The sequence below is a fragment of the Acuticoccus sediminis genome (assembly GCF_003258595.1).
In the GTDB taxonomy this organism is placed as follows: Bacteria; Pseudomonadota; Alphaproteobacteria; order Rhizobiales; family Amorphaceae; genus Acuticoccus; species Acuticoccus sediminis.
In genome coordinates, this window is record NZ_QHHQ01000004.1 from 129,700 (window position 1) to 147,414 (window position 17,715).

The following is a 17,715-nucleotide window of genomic DNA, read 5'->3' on the forward strand; positions in this document are numbered from 1 at the left end:
CACCTCAGGCCGCGCGCCGCGCCGACCCTCAAAACTTGCGGGGATTGCCCCCAAACTCACCGACTTGCCGCGAGCGGCAACCCGGTCACTCGCTTCTGACGCGTCGTCCGGCGCGATCGCGCGCCGGTCGTCGAACGTCAGTTCATAGCCGTCTTCTTGCCGGCCTTCAGCGACTGTTCCACCAGCGCGTCGGTCAGCACCAGGCGCGCGTCGGACAGCTCGCCGAGTGGGACATGGACCTTCTCGGCCCCCAGCTCGGCAAGACGCAGATGCACATTGTCCCCGTCGACGCCCAGGATGATGCCGCGCCAGCGGCGGCGGCCGTCGATGGGAATCGCGGTCTCGAGCTTTGCTTCGTGGCCCGACCAGCGCTCGAAGTCCTCCCGGCGGACCAGCGGACGGTCGATACCCGGAGACGAAACCTCGAGATGATACGCCTTGGAGATCGGATCGTCGACATCGAGGGCCGGCGAGACGGCGTGGCTGATGGCTTCGCAGTCTTCGACATTGAGGGTTCCGTCCGGCCGCTCGGCCATGATCTGCACCGTGCAGCCGTTCTGCGCCGTCACGCGGACACGCACGAGACGGTAGCCGAGCCCTTCCAGGGACGGTGCCACGATCCGCGCGATTCGCGCGTCGAGGCCGGTTTCGGTGATAATCCGGTCGTCGTCCAAAAAAACCTCGTTCATCCCGGCGTTGCTGGTCCGGCCGGATCCGCCTCGAGTGCCCTTGCCTTCGACCGGCCCTGCGTCCGGCCTTTCGAGCGGCGCCCTCGACCGGCCCCGTCCCGTATGGAGAGGCCTGGCGGCCCGGGTCGATGCTGCCGGCAGGTGGATCCGGAGGGACGTTACAAACGCCGAATGGGCCGGCCCCCGAAGGCGCCAACCCGGTTAAACCTGAGAACCTGAGTGTGGCGGTTAGATAGCCCGGCGCTGCGCCGAACGCAAGACCTCCGGCTCGGCGAGCGGCGCGAAGGCGTCGGCCACGTACTCGTAGACGTCGCGCTTGAAGGGCACGACGAGTCCCGGGACGTCGGCGAGCGCCTCCCACTTCCAGCGGGAGAACTCGACGCTGTGGCCCTCGGGCGGCTCGGTGACGTTGATCTCGCTGTCGTCGCCGACGAAGCGGAAGGCGAACCAGCGCTGGGCCTGGCCCTTGAAGCGCCCGCGCCAGGAGGCGACGTCCTTCGGCAGGTCGTAGTGGAGCCAGCCGTCCACCTCGCCGAGCGGCTCGATGGAGCGGACCGAGGTCTCCTCGTAGAGTTCGCGGCGGGCGGCGTCGAGCGGGTCTTCACCCGGGTCGATCCCGCCCTGCGGCATCTGCCATGAGTAGCTCGGCACGACGCCGCGCGAGGCGCGTTTGCCCATGAAGATCTGCCCGTCGGAGGCGAACAGCGCGATGCCCACGCAGAGGCGATAGCCCTTGCGGGGCGAAGCGGCGAGTAGGTCCATCAAAGCCCCGTCGTGCGCAATGCACGTTCGACCGCGCCCATCACCTGTGGCGAGCGCGGGGACATGTAAGAGGGGAAGGTCGCGGCGATGCGTCCGTCGCGGCCGATCAGGATCTTGTGAAAGTTCCAGGCCGGCACGGCCGCACGGCCGCCGTTCTGGCGTGCCCAGGTGAAGAGCGGATGCGCGTCGCGGCCGGTGACGGCGGCCTTTTCGAGCATCGGGAAGGAAACGTCGTAGCGGGCCGAGCAGAAGCTCGCGATCTCGCCGTTGGAGCCGGGTTCCTGGCTGCCGAAGTCGTTCGACGGGACGCCGAGGACGGTGAGGCCGAGGCCGGCATACTCATCGCTCAGCGCCTGGAGCCCCTCGTACTGCGGGGTGAAGGCACAGCGCGAGGCGGTGTTGACGAGAAGGACGACGCGGCCGGCAAAGAGGTCCGCGTCGAGCCGCTCGCCGTGAATGCCGGTGAGCGACACGGACGACCAGTCGATGGCGCGCGCGTTCGCCGGCAGCGTGTCGGCGGACACCATGCGTGCCGCCATGGCGAACGCGAACGTGGATGCGGCCGCGACGAGGGCGGCCACCTTGAATACGGTTCCCGGCGCTGATGCGATCGGACCCCTCATGGGTGCTCCTCGTTTCAGGGGGCGAGCCACGTCGGGCTCCGGGCGTCATCGTACCACAGTCTGGCCCGCCGATGCCCGTCGGCGGACAGAAATAGCCAATCCAGGCTCGCGATGTGAACCGTTACCAAAACGAAGTTGGCAAAACTTTGCGCCGTATCAAATCCGGCGGGTCCGGATGGCGGCTCGGGCCCGTCGACCGGGACGCCGGGACCGGTCTTCTGCGCATAGCAGATTTTCGAGTAGGCGCCCATCGCCGCCCACTCGGCAGCCGCGCCGGCGTCGCCGCGGTGCAGCACGGCACGTCCGCCGAGCCGGACCTGAATTCCCGCCGCATGATCGTAGAACACGGCCGCACAGCGTGGGTCGACCTCGAGCTCCGCCACCTTCGGCGAGCGCACGTCGGTGTAGAACCGGATCGACCTTTGCGCGCGGTCCGCGCCGCGCAGGACGACTGTGCGGGCCTCAGGCGCGCCGTCGGTCCCGACGCTCGCGAGGGTCATCCGCCGGAAGGCGGCCTGGCGCGAGGCGGCCCCCTCCTCCAGCATGGCCCACGCGGCCGCCTCGACGGCGTCGAGGTCGCCCGGACAACCCGGCACATCAACACTCACGGTGCTTATTCCCCAGACGGCCGCGCCGACCGGCGGCCTCCTTCACGGCCACGCCCCTCGGGCGCGGACACGGCACGGCCCCAGCCTGTTCCTCGGAGCCAGCCGTCGCTGAAGTCCGACCGGAGGCGAAGCGGGGGGGCGCGCAAGGCCGGAGAGCGGAGCGTGCCTTGCGCGGCGCCCCGCTTCGCCTCAGGACTTCGCAAGCGATGGCTGGCTCCGAGGGACAGGCGACCCGCCCTGTTCCCTGGTGAAGCCCGAGCGCCCTCGGCGGCTCCGGTCGCGGCGGCGCCACCCGTCAGTCGCGGTTCTGGACGCGGTCCATGACCCGGCCGGCCCGCATGACGGCATGGCTCACCATGGAGCGGGCGAGGGCCACCGGGGCGAGGGTCGCGGCGGACACCGGGCCGATCATCACCGTGGACTGGCGGCCGAGGGCGGCGAGGGTCTGCCGGGCGACCTTCTCGGGCGCCATGGCGCCGGGGATGCCGGTGCCGGTGTAGCCGGCGCGGGCGCCGAAGGCGGTGCGGACGGCGCCCGGGCAGGAGGCGAGGACGTCGATCGGTGCCCCGCTCACCTCCGCCGCGAAGGCTTCGGTGAAGGACAGGACCATCGCCTTGGCGGCGGCGTATGTCGCGAAGCTCGGCACCGGCACGAACGCGGTCGACGAGGCGACGTTGATGAGGCCGGCGCGTTCGCCGCGCGCCTCGGCCCGGCCGATCATCCCCGGGACGAGGCGATGCGTCAGGGCGAGGACGGCCTCGACGTCGATGCGCAGGGTCGCGCGGTGACGCTCGAAGTCGACGTCGAGGAAGTTGCCGACGGCGCCGACGCCGGCGTTGTTGATGAGGAGGTCGCACTCGGCCGCCTCCGCCGCCTCGGCGACGGCGGCGATCCCCTCCGGCGTCGCGAGGTCGGCGACGACGGTGCGGGCGCGGGTGCCGAACTCGGCGGCAAGCTCGGCGAGGCGGGCCTCGTCGCGGCCGGTGAGCACGAGTTCGGTCATTGCGGGGAGCTCGCGCGCGAAGGCCTCGCCGATCCCGCCGGTGGCGCCGGTGATCAGGGCGCAGCGCGGCGGGTCGCGGTGCGGGCGCAGCTTGTCTTTCAAACGTTCGTGCATCATCGGCCGATCCTGATCCCCCGGCGGGTCGCTTGTCGAGTTGTCATTCGTCGCACGGCGGGACCCTGCCGCGACGCCCGCCCCGGGCCCCGGCACCGGTCGCCGCCCAGAGCGCGGATACGAAAAGAGCGCGCCACCGGGGTGACGCGCTCGTCTCGTGGGCCATCGCTCCTGCGAGCCGAAACTCGCGCGAGCCCCCTGCCGGACGTTGGCCGGGCGCGGGGTGGGCCGGGCGCGGGGCCGGGCCTGCCCGCCGCCGGCTCAGCGCTGGGCGATCGGCATGTAGTCGCGCTTCGGGGCGCCGGTGTAGAGCTGGCGCGGACGGCCGATGCGCTGGGAGGGATCCTCCACCATTTCCTTCCACTGCGCGATCCAGCCGACGGTGCGGGCCAGGGCGAAGAGGACGGTGAACATCGTGGTCGGGAAGCCGAGCGCGCGCAGCGTGATGCCCGAGTAGAAGTCGATGTTCGGGTAGAGCTTCTTCTCGACGAAGTACTCGTCGTTGAGGGCGATCTTCTCGAGTTCCATCGCGACTTCGAGGAGCGGATCGTCCTTGATGCCCAGCTCGCCGAGGACCTCGTGGCAGGTCTTCTGCATGATGCGGGCGCGCGGGTCGTAGTTCTTGTAGACCCGGTGGCCGAAGCCCATCAGACGGAACGGATCGTCCTTGTCCTTGGCGCGCTCGATGTACTCGGGAATCTTGTCGGCGGTGCCGATCTGCTCGAGCATGTTGAGCGCGGCCTCGTTGGCGCCGCCGTGGGACGGGCCCCAGAGGCAGGCGATGCCGGCGGCGATGCAGGCGAACGGGTTGGCGCCCGAGGACCCGGCGAGCCGGACGGTCGAGGTGGACGCGTTCTGCTCGTGGTCGGCGTGCAGGATGAAGATGCGGTCCATGGCGCGGGCCAGAACCGGGTTCACCTTGTACTCCTCGCACGGCACCGCGAAGCACATGCGCAGGAAGTTCGCCGAGTAGTCGAGGTCGTTGCTCGGGTACACGAAGGGCTGGCCGATCGTGTACTTGTAGGCCATGGCCGCGATCGTCGGCATCTTGGCGACCATGCGGATCGAGGCGATCTCGCGGGCCTGCGGGTCATGGATGTCGGTCGAGTCGTGGTAGAACGCGGACAGCGCGCCGACGCAGCCGACCATGACGGCCATCGGGTGCGCGTCCCGGCGGAAGCCGGAGAAGAACCGGTTCATCTGCTCGTGGATCATCGTGTGATAGGTCACACGGTTTACGAAGTCCTGCTTCTGATCCATCGTCGGCAGTTCGCCGTAGAGAAGCAGGTAGCAGCTCTCGAGGAAGTCGCCGTGCTCGGCCAGCTGCTCGATCGGGTAGCCGCGGTAAAGAAGAACGCCCTTGTCGCCGTCGATGTATGTGATTTTCGATTCACAGGAGGCGGTGGAGGTGAAACCGGGATCGTACGTGAACATCCCGGTGTCTTTGTAGAACGATGCGATGTTGACGACGGATGGACCTTCCGTCCCGTGCATCACCTCATAGTCCACCGTTTCCGAGCCGACGGCGAATTGGGCTGCTTGTTCTGTGGTCATCGTCGGCTCCAGTGTTTGGCACAGCCAGGGGGGGCCCGCCGGGCACGCCGACGAGCGTAAAAATCGTCTGAAGCCCACTATCCGAAGCCGCCCTCCCCTTCAAGCCTGACGTCGGCCTGACATCGCGTCAGGCTGTTCGCGCCATCCCGGGTCGAGCCAGACCCCCGAGAAAATTGCCTCTTTGCGCGCCGCCCGGCGAGGCGTATGAAACCCGTGTATGAGCAACTTTTACGCGCGCAACGCTTGGTGGCTCTTCACCGGCGCGGTGTTCATGTTCGGGTCGTCGTTCGGACAGACCTACTTCATCGCGCTGTTCGCGGGCGGGATCCGCGAGGAGTTCGGGCTCAGCAACGGACAGTGGGGCGGGCTCTACACCGTCGCGACGCTCGCCTCCGCCATCTGCCTCATCAGGTACGGCCGCCTCGCCGACACGATGACGGTGACGCGCCTCGCGACGCTCGTCCTCGTTCTGTACGCCGTCGCCGCGACGACAATGGCGCTGGCGCCGAACGTCGTGGTCCTGTGCATCGCGATCTTCGGGCTGAGGTTCTGCGGCCAGGGGATGATGACGCACATCTCCATGACCGCGATGGCCCGCTGGTTCCGGGCCAACCGGGCGAAGGCGATCGCCGTCGCCGTGCTCGGCTTTCCCGTCAGCGAGGCGCTGTGGCCGCCCGTCGGCGTCGTCGTGCTCGACGATATCGGCTGGCGCGCCACCTGGCTCGTCATCGCCGCCATGCTGCTGGCGATCTTCCTGCCGGCGCTGACGCTGCTGACGCGCAAGGGCCGAACGCCCCAGGGCGAGGGCAACGACGAGGAGGCTCCCGGCATGCTGGGCCGGCAATGGACCCGCGGCGAGGTGGTCCGTCACTGGACGTTCTGGGTCGTTCTCGCCGGGCTGCTGGCGCCGCCGTTCATCGGCACGTGCGTGTTCTTCCACCAGGTCCACATCGCGGCGGTGCGGGACTACGACCTCTCCGTCATGGCGCTGGCGTTCACGATCTACGCCGGTGCCTCGGTGACGAGTTCGCTCGTCTGCGGCCCGATCGTCGACCGGGTCGGACCGACGCGCGTGCTGCCGTTCCTGCTGCTGCCGCTGTCGGTGGCGATCGCCATCCTCGCGATCCCCGGCGGGGTGGTGATCTGGTTCCTGATGGTGGCCGGGATCGGGGTGAGCCACGGGCTCGTGATCACCCTCCTCGGGGCGATCTGGCCGACGCTCTACGGCACGCGCTGGATCGGCTCGATCAAGGCGGTGGCGACGTCGGCGATGGTGATGTCGACCGCGGCGGGACCGGGGATCACCGGGGCGATCATCGACCTCGGCATCCCCTTCCCCAACCAGGCGCTGGTGCTGTCGGCCTACTGCCTGGCGGTCTCGGCGCTATACGTGACCGCCGCACCCCGGATCACGGCCATGGTGGAGGCGCCGCCGCGACCGGTCCCGGCCTGACGCCCGGCCCGCCCGCCGCGAGCGGCAGACACGCCGGACGTTCCGGGCCGAACGCGGAGCCTCGCCCGGGTGACCGCTGCCGCGGGGTCAGCCCGCGGCCTGGTCCTTGATGCGCCCGAGCGACTCGGCGCGGCCGAGCGCGACGAGGACGTCGAAGATCCCGGGCGACGTCGACGAGCCGACCAGCGCGGCGCGCAGGGGCTGCGCCACCTTGCCGAGCTTCACGCCCGCCTCGTCGGCGTAGCGCCTCACCTCGGCGTCGAGGTTGTCGGCAATCCACGGATCGACCTCGGACAGCCGCTCGTGCAGCGCGGCGAGGTGCTGCGCGGCATCGCCGGAGACGAGTTTCTGCGCCTTCTCGTCGAGGGCGAGCGGACGCGTTGCCCAGAGGAAACGGGCATTGTCCAGAAGCTCCACCAGCGTCTTGGCGCGCTCGGCGAGGCCCGGGATGAGGATCTCCAGCTTGGCTCGCGCGCCCGCGTCGAGCGCGGCTTCGATGGCCGAGGCGTCCTCCTGCGCGGCGATCACCGGATCGAGCGCGGCGAGGATGCGGTCGGGCGTCGCCTGGCGCATGTAGTGGCCGTTGGTGTTCTCCAGCTTGGCGAAGTCGAACCGTGCCGGGGAGCGGCCGACGGCCTCCAGGCTGAAGTGCTCGATCATCTCCTTGGTGGAGAAGAACTCCTGGTCGCCGTGCGCCCAGCCGAGGCGGACGAGGTAGTTGCGCAGCGCCTCCGGCAGGTAACCCATCGACCGGTAGGCATCGACCCCGAGCGCGCCGTGGCGCTTGGACAGCTTGGCCCCGTCCGGACCGTGGATCAGCGGGATGTGCGCCATCTTCGGCACGTCCCAGCCCATGGCCTTGTAGATGAGGGCCTGCCGGGCGGCGTTGGTGAGGTGGTCGTCGCCGCGGATGATGTGGGTGACGCCCATGTCGTGGTCGTCCACCACCACGGCCAGCATGTAGGTCGGCGTGCCGTCCGAGCGCAGGATGACGAGGTCGTCGAGGTTCTCGTTCGCGAACGTGACCTCGCCCTGGACCATGTCGGGGATCACCGTCTCCCCCGTCAGCGGCGCCTTGAGGCGGATGACGGGGTCCACGCCCGGAGGCGCGTCGGCGGCGTCGCGGTCGCGCCACGTGCCGTCATATTTCGGCGGCCGGCCCTCGGCGGCGGCCTTCTCGCGCATCGCCTGCAGCTCCTCGGCCGAGGTGTAGCAGCGGTAGGCCATCCCGGCGTCGAGGAGCTGGTGAGCAACCTCAGCGTGCCGCGCGGCGCGGGAGAACTGGTAGACCGGCTCGCCGTCCCCCTCCAGCCCGAGCCACGAGAGGCCGTCGATGATGGCGTCGATCGCCTCGGTCGTGGAGCGCGCGCGGTCGGTATCCTCGATACGCAGCAGCATCTTGCCGCCGTGGTGCCGGGCGAACAGCCAGTTGAACAGCGCGGTCCGCGCGCCGCCGATGTGGAGGAAGCCGGTCGGCGACGGCGCGAATCGCGTCACCACCTTGGATTGAGACGTCATCTGATGCACGTTATTCATGAAGCTGTCGGCGAGGTGTGTAGCGGGACATCCCCGCCCGCGTCGACCCTCTGAGGTCGAGGAATCCTGTGACGGAGGTCATGGTGCGACCCATGCGCGACGCTGCCCCGCCCCCGGCGCGGGGGCCCGAGGTCCGGTCGGCGGGGGACCGACGGTGAGTCTCGCCCTGCCACGCACGCGCGCAAATTTCGACCTAAGGGCGCGGCTTGCAACCTGGGTCGAGCATGAGCGGGCGTTCGGTCGGTTCCAGCTGTGGTTGCCGGTTCTGGCCGTCGCGGGGATCTTCGTTGCCGTCGAATTGCCGCTGGAAATCGCGCCCTGGTGGCCGGGCGCCGCGCTGATCGCCGCAGTTTCCGCCCGTTTCGCCGCCGGGCGAAGCATCCGCTTCGCCCCCCTTGCCGCACCTCTCCTCGCGCTCGCGGCGTTCCTGGCGGGCATGGGCGCTCTCGGGCTGGAGGAGCGGCTCGGCGGCACGCCGGTCGTCAGATCCGCACAAACCGTGGAGTTCAGCGGCAGAATCGTCGACGCCGAGGTCCGCGAGCCGGGCCGGGTCAGCGCGATCGTCGCCGTCACGGAAGGCAGCTTCCGCGGCGCCATGCCGCACCGGATTCGCCTTTCGATTCGCGGCAGTGGGCCCTTTCCGGTGGGCGCGGCCGTGCGCGGCAAGGCTCGGCTCTTCCCGCTGCAGGGGCCGGTCTACCCTGGCGGGTACGATTCCGGGCGCCGGCTCTACTTTGACGGGATCGGCGCCACCGGCTTCGCCTACGGTCCGCCGGAGGTGACCGCGCCCCCGCCGCCGCGTAGCCTCCCGGCGCTCGTCGACCGGCTGCGCTCCGGCGTCGCGGAGCGGATCGAAGCCACCCTCGGCCAGACGCCCGGCGCCGCGTTCGCGACGGCACTCCTGGTGGGGCGGCGGGGCGCCATGAACGCGGACGACGTCGAGGCGCTGCGCGTCTCCGGGCTCGGTCACATTCTCGCGATCTCGGGGCTTCACATGGCGCTGGTCGCCGGATCGGTGTTCGCCGCGGTGCGCTTTCTCCTCGCCCTGTGGCCGCGCCTCGCGGTGTCGGCACCGATTCGCAAGTGGGCGGCGGTCGCGGGGCTCGCGGCGGCAACGTTCTACCTCGCGCTTTCCGGCGGCTCGGTCTCCACCGTGCGGGCGTATGTGATGCTGGTGGTCGCGCTCGCCGCGATCCTCCTCGACCGGCCGGCATTGACGATGCGTACCGTCGCGGTGGCGGCGGTCGTGGTGATCGCGATGGATCCGGTCTGCGTCACAGAGCCGTCGTTCCAGATGTCGTTCCTCGCCGTGGTCGCGCTCGTCGGCTTCTACGAATGGTGGTCGAAGCAGCGGACCCGCCTCGTGCGCGGCCGCCCGTGGCCGGTGACGGCGTTCGTGCTCGGCCTCCTCCTGACCTCGCTGATCGCCGGCCTCGCGACGGCGCCGGCCGCGGCCTACCACTTCCACCGCCTCGCCCCGTTCGGACTGCCGGCGAACCTCGCCGCGATGCCGATCGTCACGATCCTGGTGATGCCGGCCGGCGTCCTCTCCCTCGCGCTGATGCCGTTCGGGCTCGAGGCTCTCCCGCTGGCGCTCATGCGCTGGGGCCTCGACCTGGTGCTCGGAATCGCCCGCGCGGCGGCCGACGCGACCGGCGACGCGGGCCTCACCGGCGCACTGCCGCCGGCGGCTGCGATCCTGGCGGCGTTCGGTCTCGTCTGGCTCGCGCTCTTCACCGCGCCCTGGCGGCTTGCCGGCGCGCTCTTCATCGCGGGTGGGCTCGCCGTCGCCCCCCTCGCGCCCCGATTCGACGTGATGGTGTCGGAAACGGCGGAGACCATCGCCGCGCGCGGCACCGACGGCCGCCTCGCCCTGATGGGCGACACGGACGGGTTCGTCGCCGAGCTGTGGCTCAAGGCGGACGCGGACCCGCGCACCGAGGCCGCCGGGACGGCGCGATGCGACCCGCTCGGCTGCACCTTGCCGCTCGGCGAGGGGCGCCTTGCGCGGCCGGTCTCGCCGCGCGCCCTCGCCGAAGACTGCGCGCTTGCGGAGGTGGTGGTGGCGGCGCTGACCGCGGTACGCTGTCCCGCCCCGCTCGTCATCGACCGGCGGACGCTGGTGCGGCACGGGGCGACGGTCGCCTGGCGCAATCAGGGCGTCTGGGAAGTCCGGACCGCGCGGCCCTACGGCGTCGTGCGGCGCTGGCAGGTCGAGCCGGAGGTCCCCTACGACTGAGCGGACGCCTACGACGGAGCGGACGCGGCGCGGGTGCCGATGTCCGGCGGCACCATCGACAGGACCGCATCCGCCGCCGTCTCGGCCGGCGAGGTATCGACCCGCATCGCCTCGGCGAACTCGTCGAAGACCCGCTCCTGCACCGCGCGCTCGGGGCTGCCGGGGGTCAAAAGCGGAGCGAGGCGCGCGGCGATCCCGTCCGCCGTCACCTCCTCCTCCAGGAGCGCCGGGATATCGTTGCGGCCGACCACGATGTTGGCGAGGACCATCGACGGGGCCGTCACGATCCGCACGAAGCGGTTGATCTTCTTCACGAACCGCCCGGCGATATCGAGCTTGTAGGCGACCACCATGGGAATCCGTGCCGCGGCGAGCTCCATCGTCACGGTGCCGGACGCTGCCAGCGCCGCCTTCGCGCGGGCGAACACGGCGAGCTTCTCCGAGCCGTCGCGGAACGTCACCGGGACCGGCCACGTCGAGGCGAGCTCCTCGATCCGCGCGCGAAGGTGCGGCACGGCGAGGACCTCGACGGGCTCGGACGGGGCGAGCTTGCCGAGCGCCTCGCCAAACGACGGCATCAACCGCTCGATCTCCAGGCGCCGGCTGCCCGGCAGCACCAGCAGCGTGTCGCCGCCGCCGATCGCGGAGCGCATCCGCTCGTAGAGCGGGTGGCCGACGTAGACGCAGCGCGGGCCGCCGAGCCGCTCGTGCACCGCCGGCTCGAACGGAAACAGCGCCATGACGAGGTCGGTATAGGGCACCATCGCCCTGGCGCGGCCGGGACGCCATGCCCACACCGTCGGGCTGACGTAGTTCACGATCGGGATCTCGGGCCGCGCGCGCCGCACCCGCTTGGCGACCCGGTGGTTGAACTCCGGCGCGTCGATGACGACGAGGACGTCGGGGCGGAAGGCGATCACCGCGTCCGCCGCCTCGCGGATGCGCCTCAGGAGCCGCGGCAGCTGGCGGATGATGGCGTCGATCCCCATTACCGAGATCTCGTCCTGCGGGAAGATCGGCTCGAGGCCGGCGGCCGTCATGTCCTCGGCGCCGATGCCGCACCATTCGATGCTCCGCCGCTCGTTCAGCGCCTGCATGAGGGCGCCGCCGAGCCGGTCGCCGGATTGCTCCCCGGCGATGATCGCGATCCGGAGGGGGCGGTCGCCGCTCATCGGGCCACCACGAAGACGCGCGCCCTGTCGGCCTCGGCGGCGACGACGACACGCTCGGCGATGATGGTGCGCCCGGCCTCGACGGCGATTCCGCCGAGACCCGCCTTGATCGCGCCGCGCAGCGTGTCGGCACCGATCACCGGAACGTCCGAGCGCATGTCCTGCCCCGTCTTCGCCCGCTTCACGAGGACCCCCGCGCCCTTCTCGCTGCGGAAGCGGCGGGCGCGGCGGATGTCGGCGACGCGGGCGAGCATCGCGTCGGTCCCCTCCGCGCCCTCGACGGCGATGACGCGTCCGTCGACCACGGCGACGCACTGGCCGACGTCGAACGGCGAGGAGGCGTCGAGGTAGCGCATGCCGAGCGCGATGTCGGCCTCGTGCTTTGCGTCCGGCTGCCGGGCGCCGACCGGTCCGGGGGCCGCCAGCAGTTCCGGCGCGGCCTCGGCGACGGAGACGACGCGGAACCCCTCCTGCTCGAAGAGGCCGATGACGTTGCGCACGACGGTGTCGTCCCCGCCGACCGCGGCACGGACGATCCGCGGCAGAAGCCGAAGCGTCTCGAGGTCCGGGATGATCGAGGCGAAGTCGGGCCGGGAGCGGATGGCACCGATCAGGAGGACGTCGCGGCAGCCGTGCTCGATGGCGATGCGGCGCATGCGTCCGATCTGGCCGGGACCGATCCGGTGCGTCTCGATGGACGCCGGGCCGGCGTCGGCCTCACCGTCGACCGCGAACACGACGATCTTGCGGCGGCGGGCGATGACGTCGGCCGCCTCCCATGGGAGGGCGCCGGCCCCCGCGATGATGGCGAGGGTCCCCTCGCCGTCCCCCGCAGGGCCGTTCGCCGGTTGCGCGCCGCTCATCGACAGCGCCCACCGTTCATCGCGGGCTGTCCCCGCTCATCGCCTGTTGTCGAGGAATTCCGCGGCGACGTCCTCGCGCGACTCCTGACGGGACTGCATGTAGGGGCGCTGCGGCGCGGCGTCGATGAAGGCGAGGATCGGGTCGACCACCGGGTCGCCGCCCATCTCCGCCCGCAGCTTCTCCTTGCGCTCGGCGAAGACCATGCCGGGCGTATGGAAGAGGACGTCGTACGCCGTGGTGACGGTGCGGATCGCGTCCCGATCGAAGCCGCGGCGGCGGAGGCCGACGCGGTTGACGCTCTCCACCCAGGCGACGCGGCCGGTGGAGAAGGCGTATGGCACGCAGTCGCGCATGATGCCCGACATGCCGGAGACGAACGTGTAGGAGCCGATCCGCGCGCGCTGCAGCACCGCGGTGCCACCGCCGATCAGCACGTAGTCGCCGAGCTGGACGTGGCCGGCGAGGAGGACGTTGTTGGACAGCGTCACCCCGTCGCCGAGGATGCAGTCGTGCGCGACATGGCAGCCGACCATGAAGTAGCCGTCACGTCCCACGACCGTCCGGCCGCGCCCCTTCGCGGTGCCGGCATGCATGGTGACATGCTCGCGGACGGTGCAGTTCTCGCCGATGTCGAGGAGGGTCGGCTCGTCCTTGTAGCCGAAGTCCTGCGGCGGTCCGCCGAGGACGGCGCCGGAGTAGATCTTCGACCCCGCCCCGATCGTGGTGTGGCCGGTGATCACAACGCCGGCGCCCACCATGACGCCCTCGCCGAGCGTCACATGCGGGCCGATCACCGCGTGGGGGCCGATGGAGGCGGAATCCGGGATGGACGCACCATCCTCGATCACCGCCGTCGGATGGCGCGAAGCCGTCATGCTCAAGCCCAAACGTTTACTCTTGTACGATCATGGCGGAGACGTCCGCCTCGGCAACCAGGGTATCGCCCACGATCGCCTCGCCGTGGAAGCGCCAGATGCTGCCGCGCTGGCGCTCTTTCTTCATGTGGTACTCGATCACGTCGCCCGGGCGGACGGGTTTGCGGAACTTCGCCTTGTCGACGGTCATGAGGTAGACGAGGCGCGGCCGCTCCCGGCCTTCGGCGTACATGCACAGGACGCCGGCGGTCTGGGCCATGCCCTCGATCATCAGGACGCCAGGCATCACCGGCTCGCCCGGAAAGTGCCCCTGAAAATGAGGCTCGTTGAACGTCACGTTCTTGATGCCGATGCCGGAACGGTCACCGTCGATATCGATCACCCGGTCAATCATCAGGAACGGGTAGCGGTGCGGCAGCATGTTGAGGATGTCGCCAACCTCGGCCACCGCCAACGTCTTCGTCGTTCCGTCCGGGGTCCCCCCACTATCCATCACGTCGTCCGCACTATCCACAGAAGTCCTATCCACCATAAGAGGGGCCGCTAGGAATTTGAAGTTGTCGCGTTGCGAATGAGCCGGAGCAGCGCGCGGCGCTCCTTGAGCCACTCCATCGCGTCCATCGCCGGCGTGCCACCCCAGGTCGCGTTCTCGGGCACATTCTCCGAGACTGCGGAATGGCCGGCGATCTGCGCACCAGTGCCGATGGTGACGCCGTCACGGATGCCGACGCCGCCGCCGAGCGTGACGTAGTCGCCGAGCGTCACCGACCCCGCGATACCGGACGTTCCGGCGATGACGCAGTGGCACCCGGTCACGACGTTGTGCGCAATCTGCACGAGATTGTCGACCTTGGTGCCCTTGCCGATGACGGTGTCGCGCCGCGAGCCGCGGTCGATGCAGCTGTTGGCGCCGATCTCCACGTCGTCCTGGATCACCACGGCGCCGACCTGCGGCACCTTGCGGTAGCCGTCCGGCGTGCGCGCGAGGCCGAATCCGTCCTGGCCGATGCGGCAGCCGGGATGGATGATCACGCGGTCGCCGATGTGGGCGCACTGGATCGTCGTATTGGCGCCGATCACCGAGTTGCGGCCGATGCTGCAGCCCGGGCCGATGACGACGTTGGGGCCGATCACCGAGCCGCGGCCGATCTCGACGCCGCGCGAGATCACGGCGTAGGCCTCGACGATGACGTTGGCCTCCAGCGACTCCGGGTCCTCGATGATGGCGGTCGCAGCGATCTCACCGCCGGAGCGGGAGGTCAGCGGGCGCGGCCGCATCGCCGAGGGGTGGAACATCCCTGCCGCCAGGCCGAAGGCGTTCGAGGCGTGCTTCGTGACGAGCGGCACGCAGCCTTCCGGCACGACAGGCAGGAAGCGCTCATCGATGAAGACGGCGCCGGCCTTCGTGGTCTCGAGGTCCTTTCGCCGCTTGGCGTCGCGGACGAAGGAGATGTGTTCGGGGCCTGCGCTGTCGAGCGGCATCACGTCCGACATGATGCGCTCGCGAGCGGATGCGTCGACGGTCGCACCGACGGCATCGGCGACATGGCCGAGCTGCTGCGGCTCGGCGGGCGGGAAGAATCGGTTCATTGACACGTCACTGATCGGCAGTTGGGGCGAGGTGTTAGACCGACGAGGCGCCCTTCGGCAACTCCCACAACGCAAAAGCGCCGCCGGGAGGGCCCGACGGCGCTGTTTTGCAGAGTTGAGTGTGGCCTAGAAGCGCGTGCCACCCGACAGGCGGAAGAGCTGGGTGTCGTCTCCGTCCTCCTCCAGGACCGGGACCGCGAAGTCGGCGCGGATCGGACCGAAGGGCGACTTCCAGGTGATGCCGACACCGAGCGAGGCACGCAGCGCGAAGTCGTTCGAGTCGATGGTCCCCTCGCCGCCGTTGCGGTCGACGATGTCCGGATCCACGCCCCAGAGCGAACCGGCGTCGGCGAAGGCCGAGGCGTTCAGACCGATCTCCGGCGGCAGGAACGGCACCGGGAAGGTCGCCTCGACGGTACCGGCGACGTAGTAGAGGCCGCCGAGAGCGTCGCCGCTCGCCTTGTCACGCGGGCCGATACCCTGGCTCGAGAAGCCGCGGACCTTGGAGCCGCCCAGGAAGAACTGGTCCTGGATGCGCAGGTCGTCGTTGAGCGACTGCATCGCGCCGCCCTCGAGCGAGACCATGCCCAGCAGGCCGGCGGCCGGGTAGATCTCCTGGTAGGCACGGGCCTTGGCCGTACCGCGCAGGAAGTAGGTGTCACCACCGAGACCGGCGACCTCACCCTTGATCTGGCCGTAGTAGCCCTCACGCGGGTTAAACTGGTCGTCGAGCGAGTTGTAGGTCAGCGAGGTACCGATCAGCGAGGTGATGCGGTTGCCGTCCGAGTCGCAGACCGCCTTGGACAGGGAGCCGTCGTCGCAGTCGCTCTGGTCGACCGACACGTCGCGGTTGAACAGGGTGTAGAACACCTGGACCGAGGTCTGCTCCGTCAGCGGCACGCCGAGGCGAACGGTACCGCCCGTTTCGTTCGAGTCGTAGTTCGAGTCGTCCACGTCCTCGGCGAAGCGGGTGTAGAGGTCGATGCCGCCCGACACGCGGTAGCCGAAGAGGTACGGCTCAGTGAAGGAGACGTCCGCCGACTGCTTCTCGAAGCTGCCCGACACGGAGCCCTTCAGGTACTGGCCGCGGCCGAGGAAGTTGCGCTCCTCGAGGGTGACTTCGCCGACCACGCCTTCGTCGGTGGAGTAGCCGAAGCCGACCGAGATCTTACCCGTGGCCTGCTCCTGGACGAAGACGGTGACCACCACGCGGTCCGGAGCGGAGCCGGGCGACGTCGCGATGCGCACGGTCTCGAAGAAGCCGAGGGCACGCAGGCGGCGCTCGGCGCGGTCGAGCAGGACGCGGTTGTAGGCGTCGCCCTCCGCGATGTCGAACTCGCGCCGGATGACGTAGTCGCGGGTCGTCGTGTTGCCAACGATGTCGATGCGCTCGATGTAGGCCCGGACGCCCTGGTCGACGCGGTAGACGACGTCGATGGTGCCGTTCTCGAAGTTGCGCTCGCCCACCGGGGTCACGTCCGCGAAGGGGTAGCCCTGCCGGTTGGCGGCGAGCGTCAGGTCCTCGATCGACTTCTCCACCTTCTCGGCCGAGTAGCGGCGGCCCGGACGGCTGTCGACCTTGCGCTCGAGCTCGGTCGGGTCGAGGTCGGCGAGCGTCGTGTCGACGCGAACGGCGCCGAACTCGTACTGCTCACCCTCGTCCATCGTGAAGGTGATGAAGAAGGCGTTGCGCTCTCGGTCGTAGTCCGCGACGGCCGACAGGAGGCGGAAGTCGGCGAAGCCGTGGTTGAAGTAGAAGCGCTTCAGCAGCTCCTGGTCCGTCTGCAGGCGGTCCGGGTCGTAGACGTCCGTGGTGCGCAGGAAGCCGAGGAGGCCGCTTTCCTTCGTCTTGATCACGTCGCGCAGACGCGAGTCGGAGAAGGAGTTGTTGCCGACGAAGGTGATGCGGGCGACGTTCGCCTTCGAACCCTCGTTGATCAGGAAGATCAGGTCGACACGGCCCTCGCCACGATCGATGGTCTGCGGCTCGACCGAGGCGCGGTAGTTACCACGCCGGCGGTAGACCTCGAGGATGCGCTGGGTGTCGGCCTGGACCTGGTTGCGGCTGAAGATCGAGCGCGACTTGCTTTCGACGACCGCGGCGAGCCGCTCGTCGTTGATCGCCCGGTTCCCCTCGAAGGAGACCCGGTTGATGGTGGCGTTCTCTTCGACCGTCACGACTAGGCTGGAGCCTGACTGGCGGATCGTCACGTTGGAGAAGAGCCCGGTGGCGAAGAGCGCTTCGATGCTCTCGCTCACCTGCTCGGGACCGAAGGACTGCCCCGGTGCGACGGTCACATAGGCTTTGACGGTCTCGTCGGAGACCCTCGTGTTGCCTTGAACCACGATGCTCGAGACGACGGCGGCGATCGCCGGCGCCCCAGCGGTGACCAGACCTACCGTCAAAACAACGGACAGAACGGCGGCGCGGAGGAGTTTCTGCATCATGGTGCCCGGACGAAGGAACATGGACGGGACGGAGCCTCGCGTTTCTCAAGGCCACCGAACCGCTGGTGACCCACGCCAGCTATGATCCGAGGGAAGTTTTCAAACAAGGCAAAGGACGGGTGCGAAAGAGCCTTTGCACCCGGACCGTTGCGCCGAAGCAACGGTCTTGGGGACGCCGGAGCGCC

15 protein-coding genes are annotated in these 17,715 nt (G+C 69.6%); 2 read left to right on the plus strand and 13 right to left on the minus strand.

Translation table 11 applies throughout. The annotated features are described in order from the left end of the window. Nucleotides 1-137: 137 nt before the first annotated feature. From rimP to gltA, 6 genes are all read right to left on the minus strand, one after another. A complete protein-coding gene (gene rimP / locus DLJ53_RS18785) occupies nt 138-689 on the minus strand; it encodes a ribosome maturation factor RimP (protein WP_111348085.1) in 552 nt (183 codons plus the stop codon). A gap of 228 nt (nt 690-917) precedes the next feature. After that, nucleotides 918-1,451: an RNA pyrophosphohydrolase gene (locus tag DLJ53_RS18790; RefSeq protein ID WP_111348086.1), complete on the minus strand. Its 534-nt coding sequence runs from the start codon at nt 1,449-1,451 to the stop codon at nt 918-920. Beyond that, entirely contained in the window at nt 1,451-2,074 is a 624-nt protein-coding gene (locus tag DLJ53_RS18795) for a glutathione peroxidase (RefSeq protein WP_111348087.1), read from the minus strand. Before DLJ53_RS18795 ends, DLJ53_RS18790 begins: the two co-directional genes overlap by 1 nt. 14 nt (nt 2,075-2,088) lie before the next feature. Next, nucleotides 2,089-2,619, minus strand: coding sequence for a pyridoxamine 5'-phosphate oxidase family protein (locus DLJ53_RS18800; protein WP_111348088.1), 531 nt, complete (start codon nt 2,617-2,619; stop codon nt 2,089-2,091). A 358-nt stretch (nt 2,620-2,977) separates the two neighbouring features. Continuing rightward, nucleotides 2,978-3,802, minus strand: a complete 825-nt coding sequence (locus tag DLJ53_RS18805; protein ID WP_111348089.1) for an SDR family NAD(P)-dependent oxidoreductase — start codon at nt 3,800-3,802, stop codon at nt 2,978-2,980. 258 nt (nt 3,803-4,060) lie between these two features. Then, entirely contained in the window at nt 4,061-5,353 is a 1,293-nt protein-coding gene (gene gltA / locus DLJ53_RS18810; protein WP_111348090.1) for a citrate synthase, read from the minus strand. A gap of 217 nt (nt 5,354-5,570) precedes the next feature. Here gltA and DLJ53_RS18815 point away from each other — a divergent pair, with 217 nt between their 5' ends. Further along, nucleotides 5,571-6,806 (plus strand): MFS transporter, encoded by a 1,236-nt coding sequence (locus DLJ53_RS18815; RefSeq protein ID WP_111348091.1) that lies wholly within the window; start codon nt 5,571-5,573, stop codon nt 6,804-6,806. An 87-nt stretch (nt 6,807-6,893) separates the two neighbouring features. Here the strand turns inward: DLJ53_RS18815 and gltX are convergent, their stop codons facing one another. Continuing rightward, nucleotides 6,894-8,342 carry a glutamate--tRNA ligase gene (gltX, locus tag DLJ53_RS18820; protein ID WP_425320966.1) on the minus strand — a complete coding sequence of 483 codons (1,449 nt, stop codon included), beginning with the start codon at nt 8,340-8,342 and terminating at the stop codon, nt 6,894-6,896. A gap of 154 nt (nt 8,343-8,496) precedes the next feature. On the opposite strand from gltX, the gene DLJ53_RS18825 reads away from it, so the two are divergent. Further along, the gene (locus DLJ53_RS18825) at nt 8,497-10,581 is read left to right on the plus strand and encodes a ComEC/Rec2 family competence protein (RefSeq protein WP_162409379.1); all 2,085 of its coding nucleotides are present in this window, start codon (nt 8,497-8,499) and stop codon (nt 10,579-10,581) included. An 8-nt stretch (nt 10,582-10,589) separates the two neighbouring features. Here the strand turns inward: DLJ53_RS18825 and lpxB are convergent, their stop codons facing one another. The 6 genes from lpxB to bamA all read right to left on the minus strand — a co-directional run bounded on the left by lpxB (nt 10,590) and on the right by bamA (nt 17,527). Continuing rightward, nucleotides 10,590-11,753, minus strand: coding sequence for a lipid-A-disaccharide synthase (lpxB, locus tag DLJ53_RS18830; protein ID WP_111348095.1), 1,164 nt, complete (start codon nt 11,751-11,753; stop codon nt 10,590-10,592). Next, complete coding sequence (locus DLJ53_RS18835; RefSeq protein WP_111348097.1) at nt 11,750-12,616, minus strand: LpxI family protein; 867 nt, start codon at nt 12,614-12,616, stop codon at nt 11,750-11,752. Before DLJ53_RS18835 ends, lpxB begins: the two co-directional genes overlap by 4 nt. Nucleotides 12,617-12,652: 36 nt before the next feature. Beyond that, nucleotides 12,653-13,492, minus strand: a complete 840-nt coding sequence (gene lpxA / locus DLJ53_RS18840; protein WP_111348099.1) for an acyl-ACP--UDP-N-acetylglucosamine O-acyltransferase — start codon at nt 13,490-13,492, stop codon at nt 12,653-12,655. Between the two features lie 16 nt (nt 13,493-13,508). Continuing rightward, complete coding sequence (gene fabZ / locus DLJ53_RS18845) at nt 13,509-13,985, minus strand: 3-hydroxyacyl-ACP dehydratase FabZ (RefSeq protein ID WP_111348100.1); 477 nt, start codon at nt 13,983-13,985, stop codon at nt 13,509-13,511. 50 nt (nt 13,986-14,035) lie between these two features. Next, nucleotides 14,036-15,082, minus strand: coding sequence for a UDP-3-O-(3-hydroxymyristoyl)glucosamine N-acyltransferase (lpxD, locus tag DLJ53_RS18850; protein ID WP_111348102.1), 1,047 nt, complete (start codon nt 15,080-15,082; stop codon nt 14,036-14,038). Between the two features lie 126 nt (nt 15,083-15,208). Next, on the minus strand, nt 15,209-17,527 hold the full coding sequence (gene bamA, locus DLJ53_RS18855; RefSeq protein WP_111349045.1) for an outer membrane protein assembly factor BamA: 2,319 nt from the start codon (nt 17,525-17,527) through the stop codon (nt 15,209-15,211). Nucleotides 17,528-17,715: the final 188 nt, after the last annotated feature.

Bases quoted from the DNA above. Each gene is read 5' to 3' on its own strand.
- bamA (WP_111349045.1), bottom strand. From the start codon at position 17,527: ATGCAGAAACTCCTCCGCGCCGCCGTTCTGTCCGTTGTTTTGACGGTA.
- fabZ (WP_111348100.1), bottom strand. From the start codon at position 13,985: ATGGATAGTGGGGGGACCCCGGACGGAACGACGAAGACGTTGGCGGTG.
- gltA (WP_111348090.1), bottom strand. From the start codon at position 5,353: ATGACCACAGAACAAGCAGCCCAATTCGCCGTCGGCTCGGAAACGGTG.
- lpxA (WP_111348099.1), bottom strand. From the start codon at position 13,492: ATGACGGCTTCGCGCCATCCGACGGCGGTGATCGAGGATGGTGCGTCC.
- lpxD (WP_111348102.1), bottom strand. From the start codon at position 15,082: ATGAACCGATTCTTCCCGCCCGCCGAGCCGCAGCAGCTCGGCCATGTC.
- gltX (WP_425320966.1), bottom strand. From the start codon at position 8,342: ATGAATAACGTGCATCAGATGACGTCTCAATCCAAGGTGGTGACGCGA.
- DLJ53_RS18795 (WP_111348087.1), bottom strand. From the start codon at position 2,074: ATGAGGGGTCCGATCGCATCAGCGCCGGGAACCGTATTCAAGGTGGCC.
- DLJ53_RS18790 (WP_111348086.1), bottom strand. From the start codon at position 1,451: ATGGACCTACTCGCCGCTTCGCCCCGCAAGGGCTATCGCCTCTGCGTG.
- DLJ53_RS18800 (WP_111348088.1), bottom strand. From the start codon at position 2,619: ATGCTGGAGGAGGGGGCCGCCTCGCGCCAGGCCGCCTTCCGGCGGATG.
- rimP (WP_111348085.1), bottom strand. From the start codon at position 689: ATGAACGAGGTTTTTTTGGACGACGACCGGATTATCACCGAAACCGGC.
- DLJ53_RS18805 (WP_111348089.1), bottom strand. From the start codon at position 3,802: ATGATGCACGAACGTTTGAAAGACAAGCTGCGCCCGCACCGCGACCCG.
- DLJ53_RS18835 (WP_111348097.1), bottom strand. From the start codon at position 12,616: ATGAGCGGCGCGCAACCGGCGAACGGCCCTGCGGGGGACGGCGAGGGG.
- lpxB (WP_111348095.1), bottom strand. From the start codon at position 11,753: ATGAGCGGCGACCGCCCCCTCCGGATCGCGATCATCGCCGGGGAGCAA.
- DLJ53_RS18815 (WP_111348091.1), top strand. From the start codon at position 5,571: ATGAGCAACTTTTACGCGCGCAACGCTTGGTGGCTCTTCACCGGCGCG.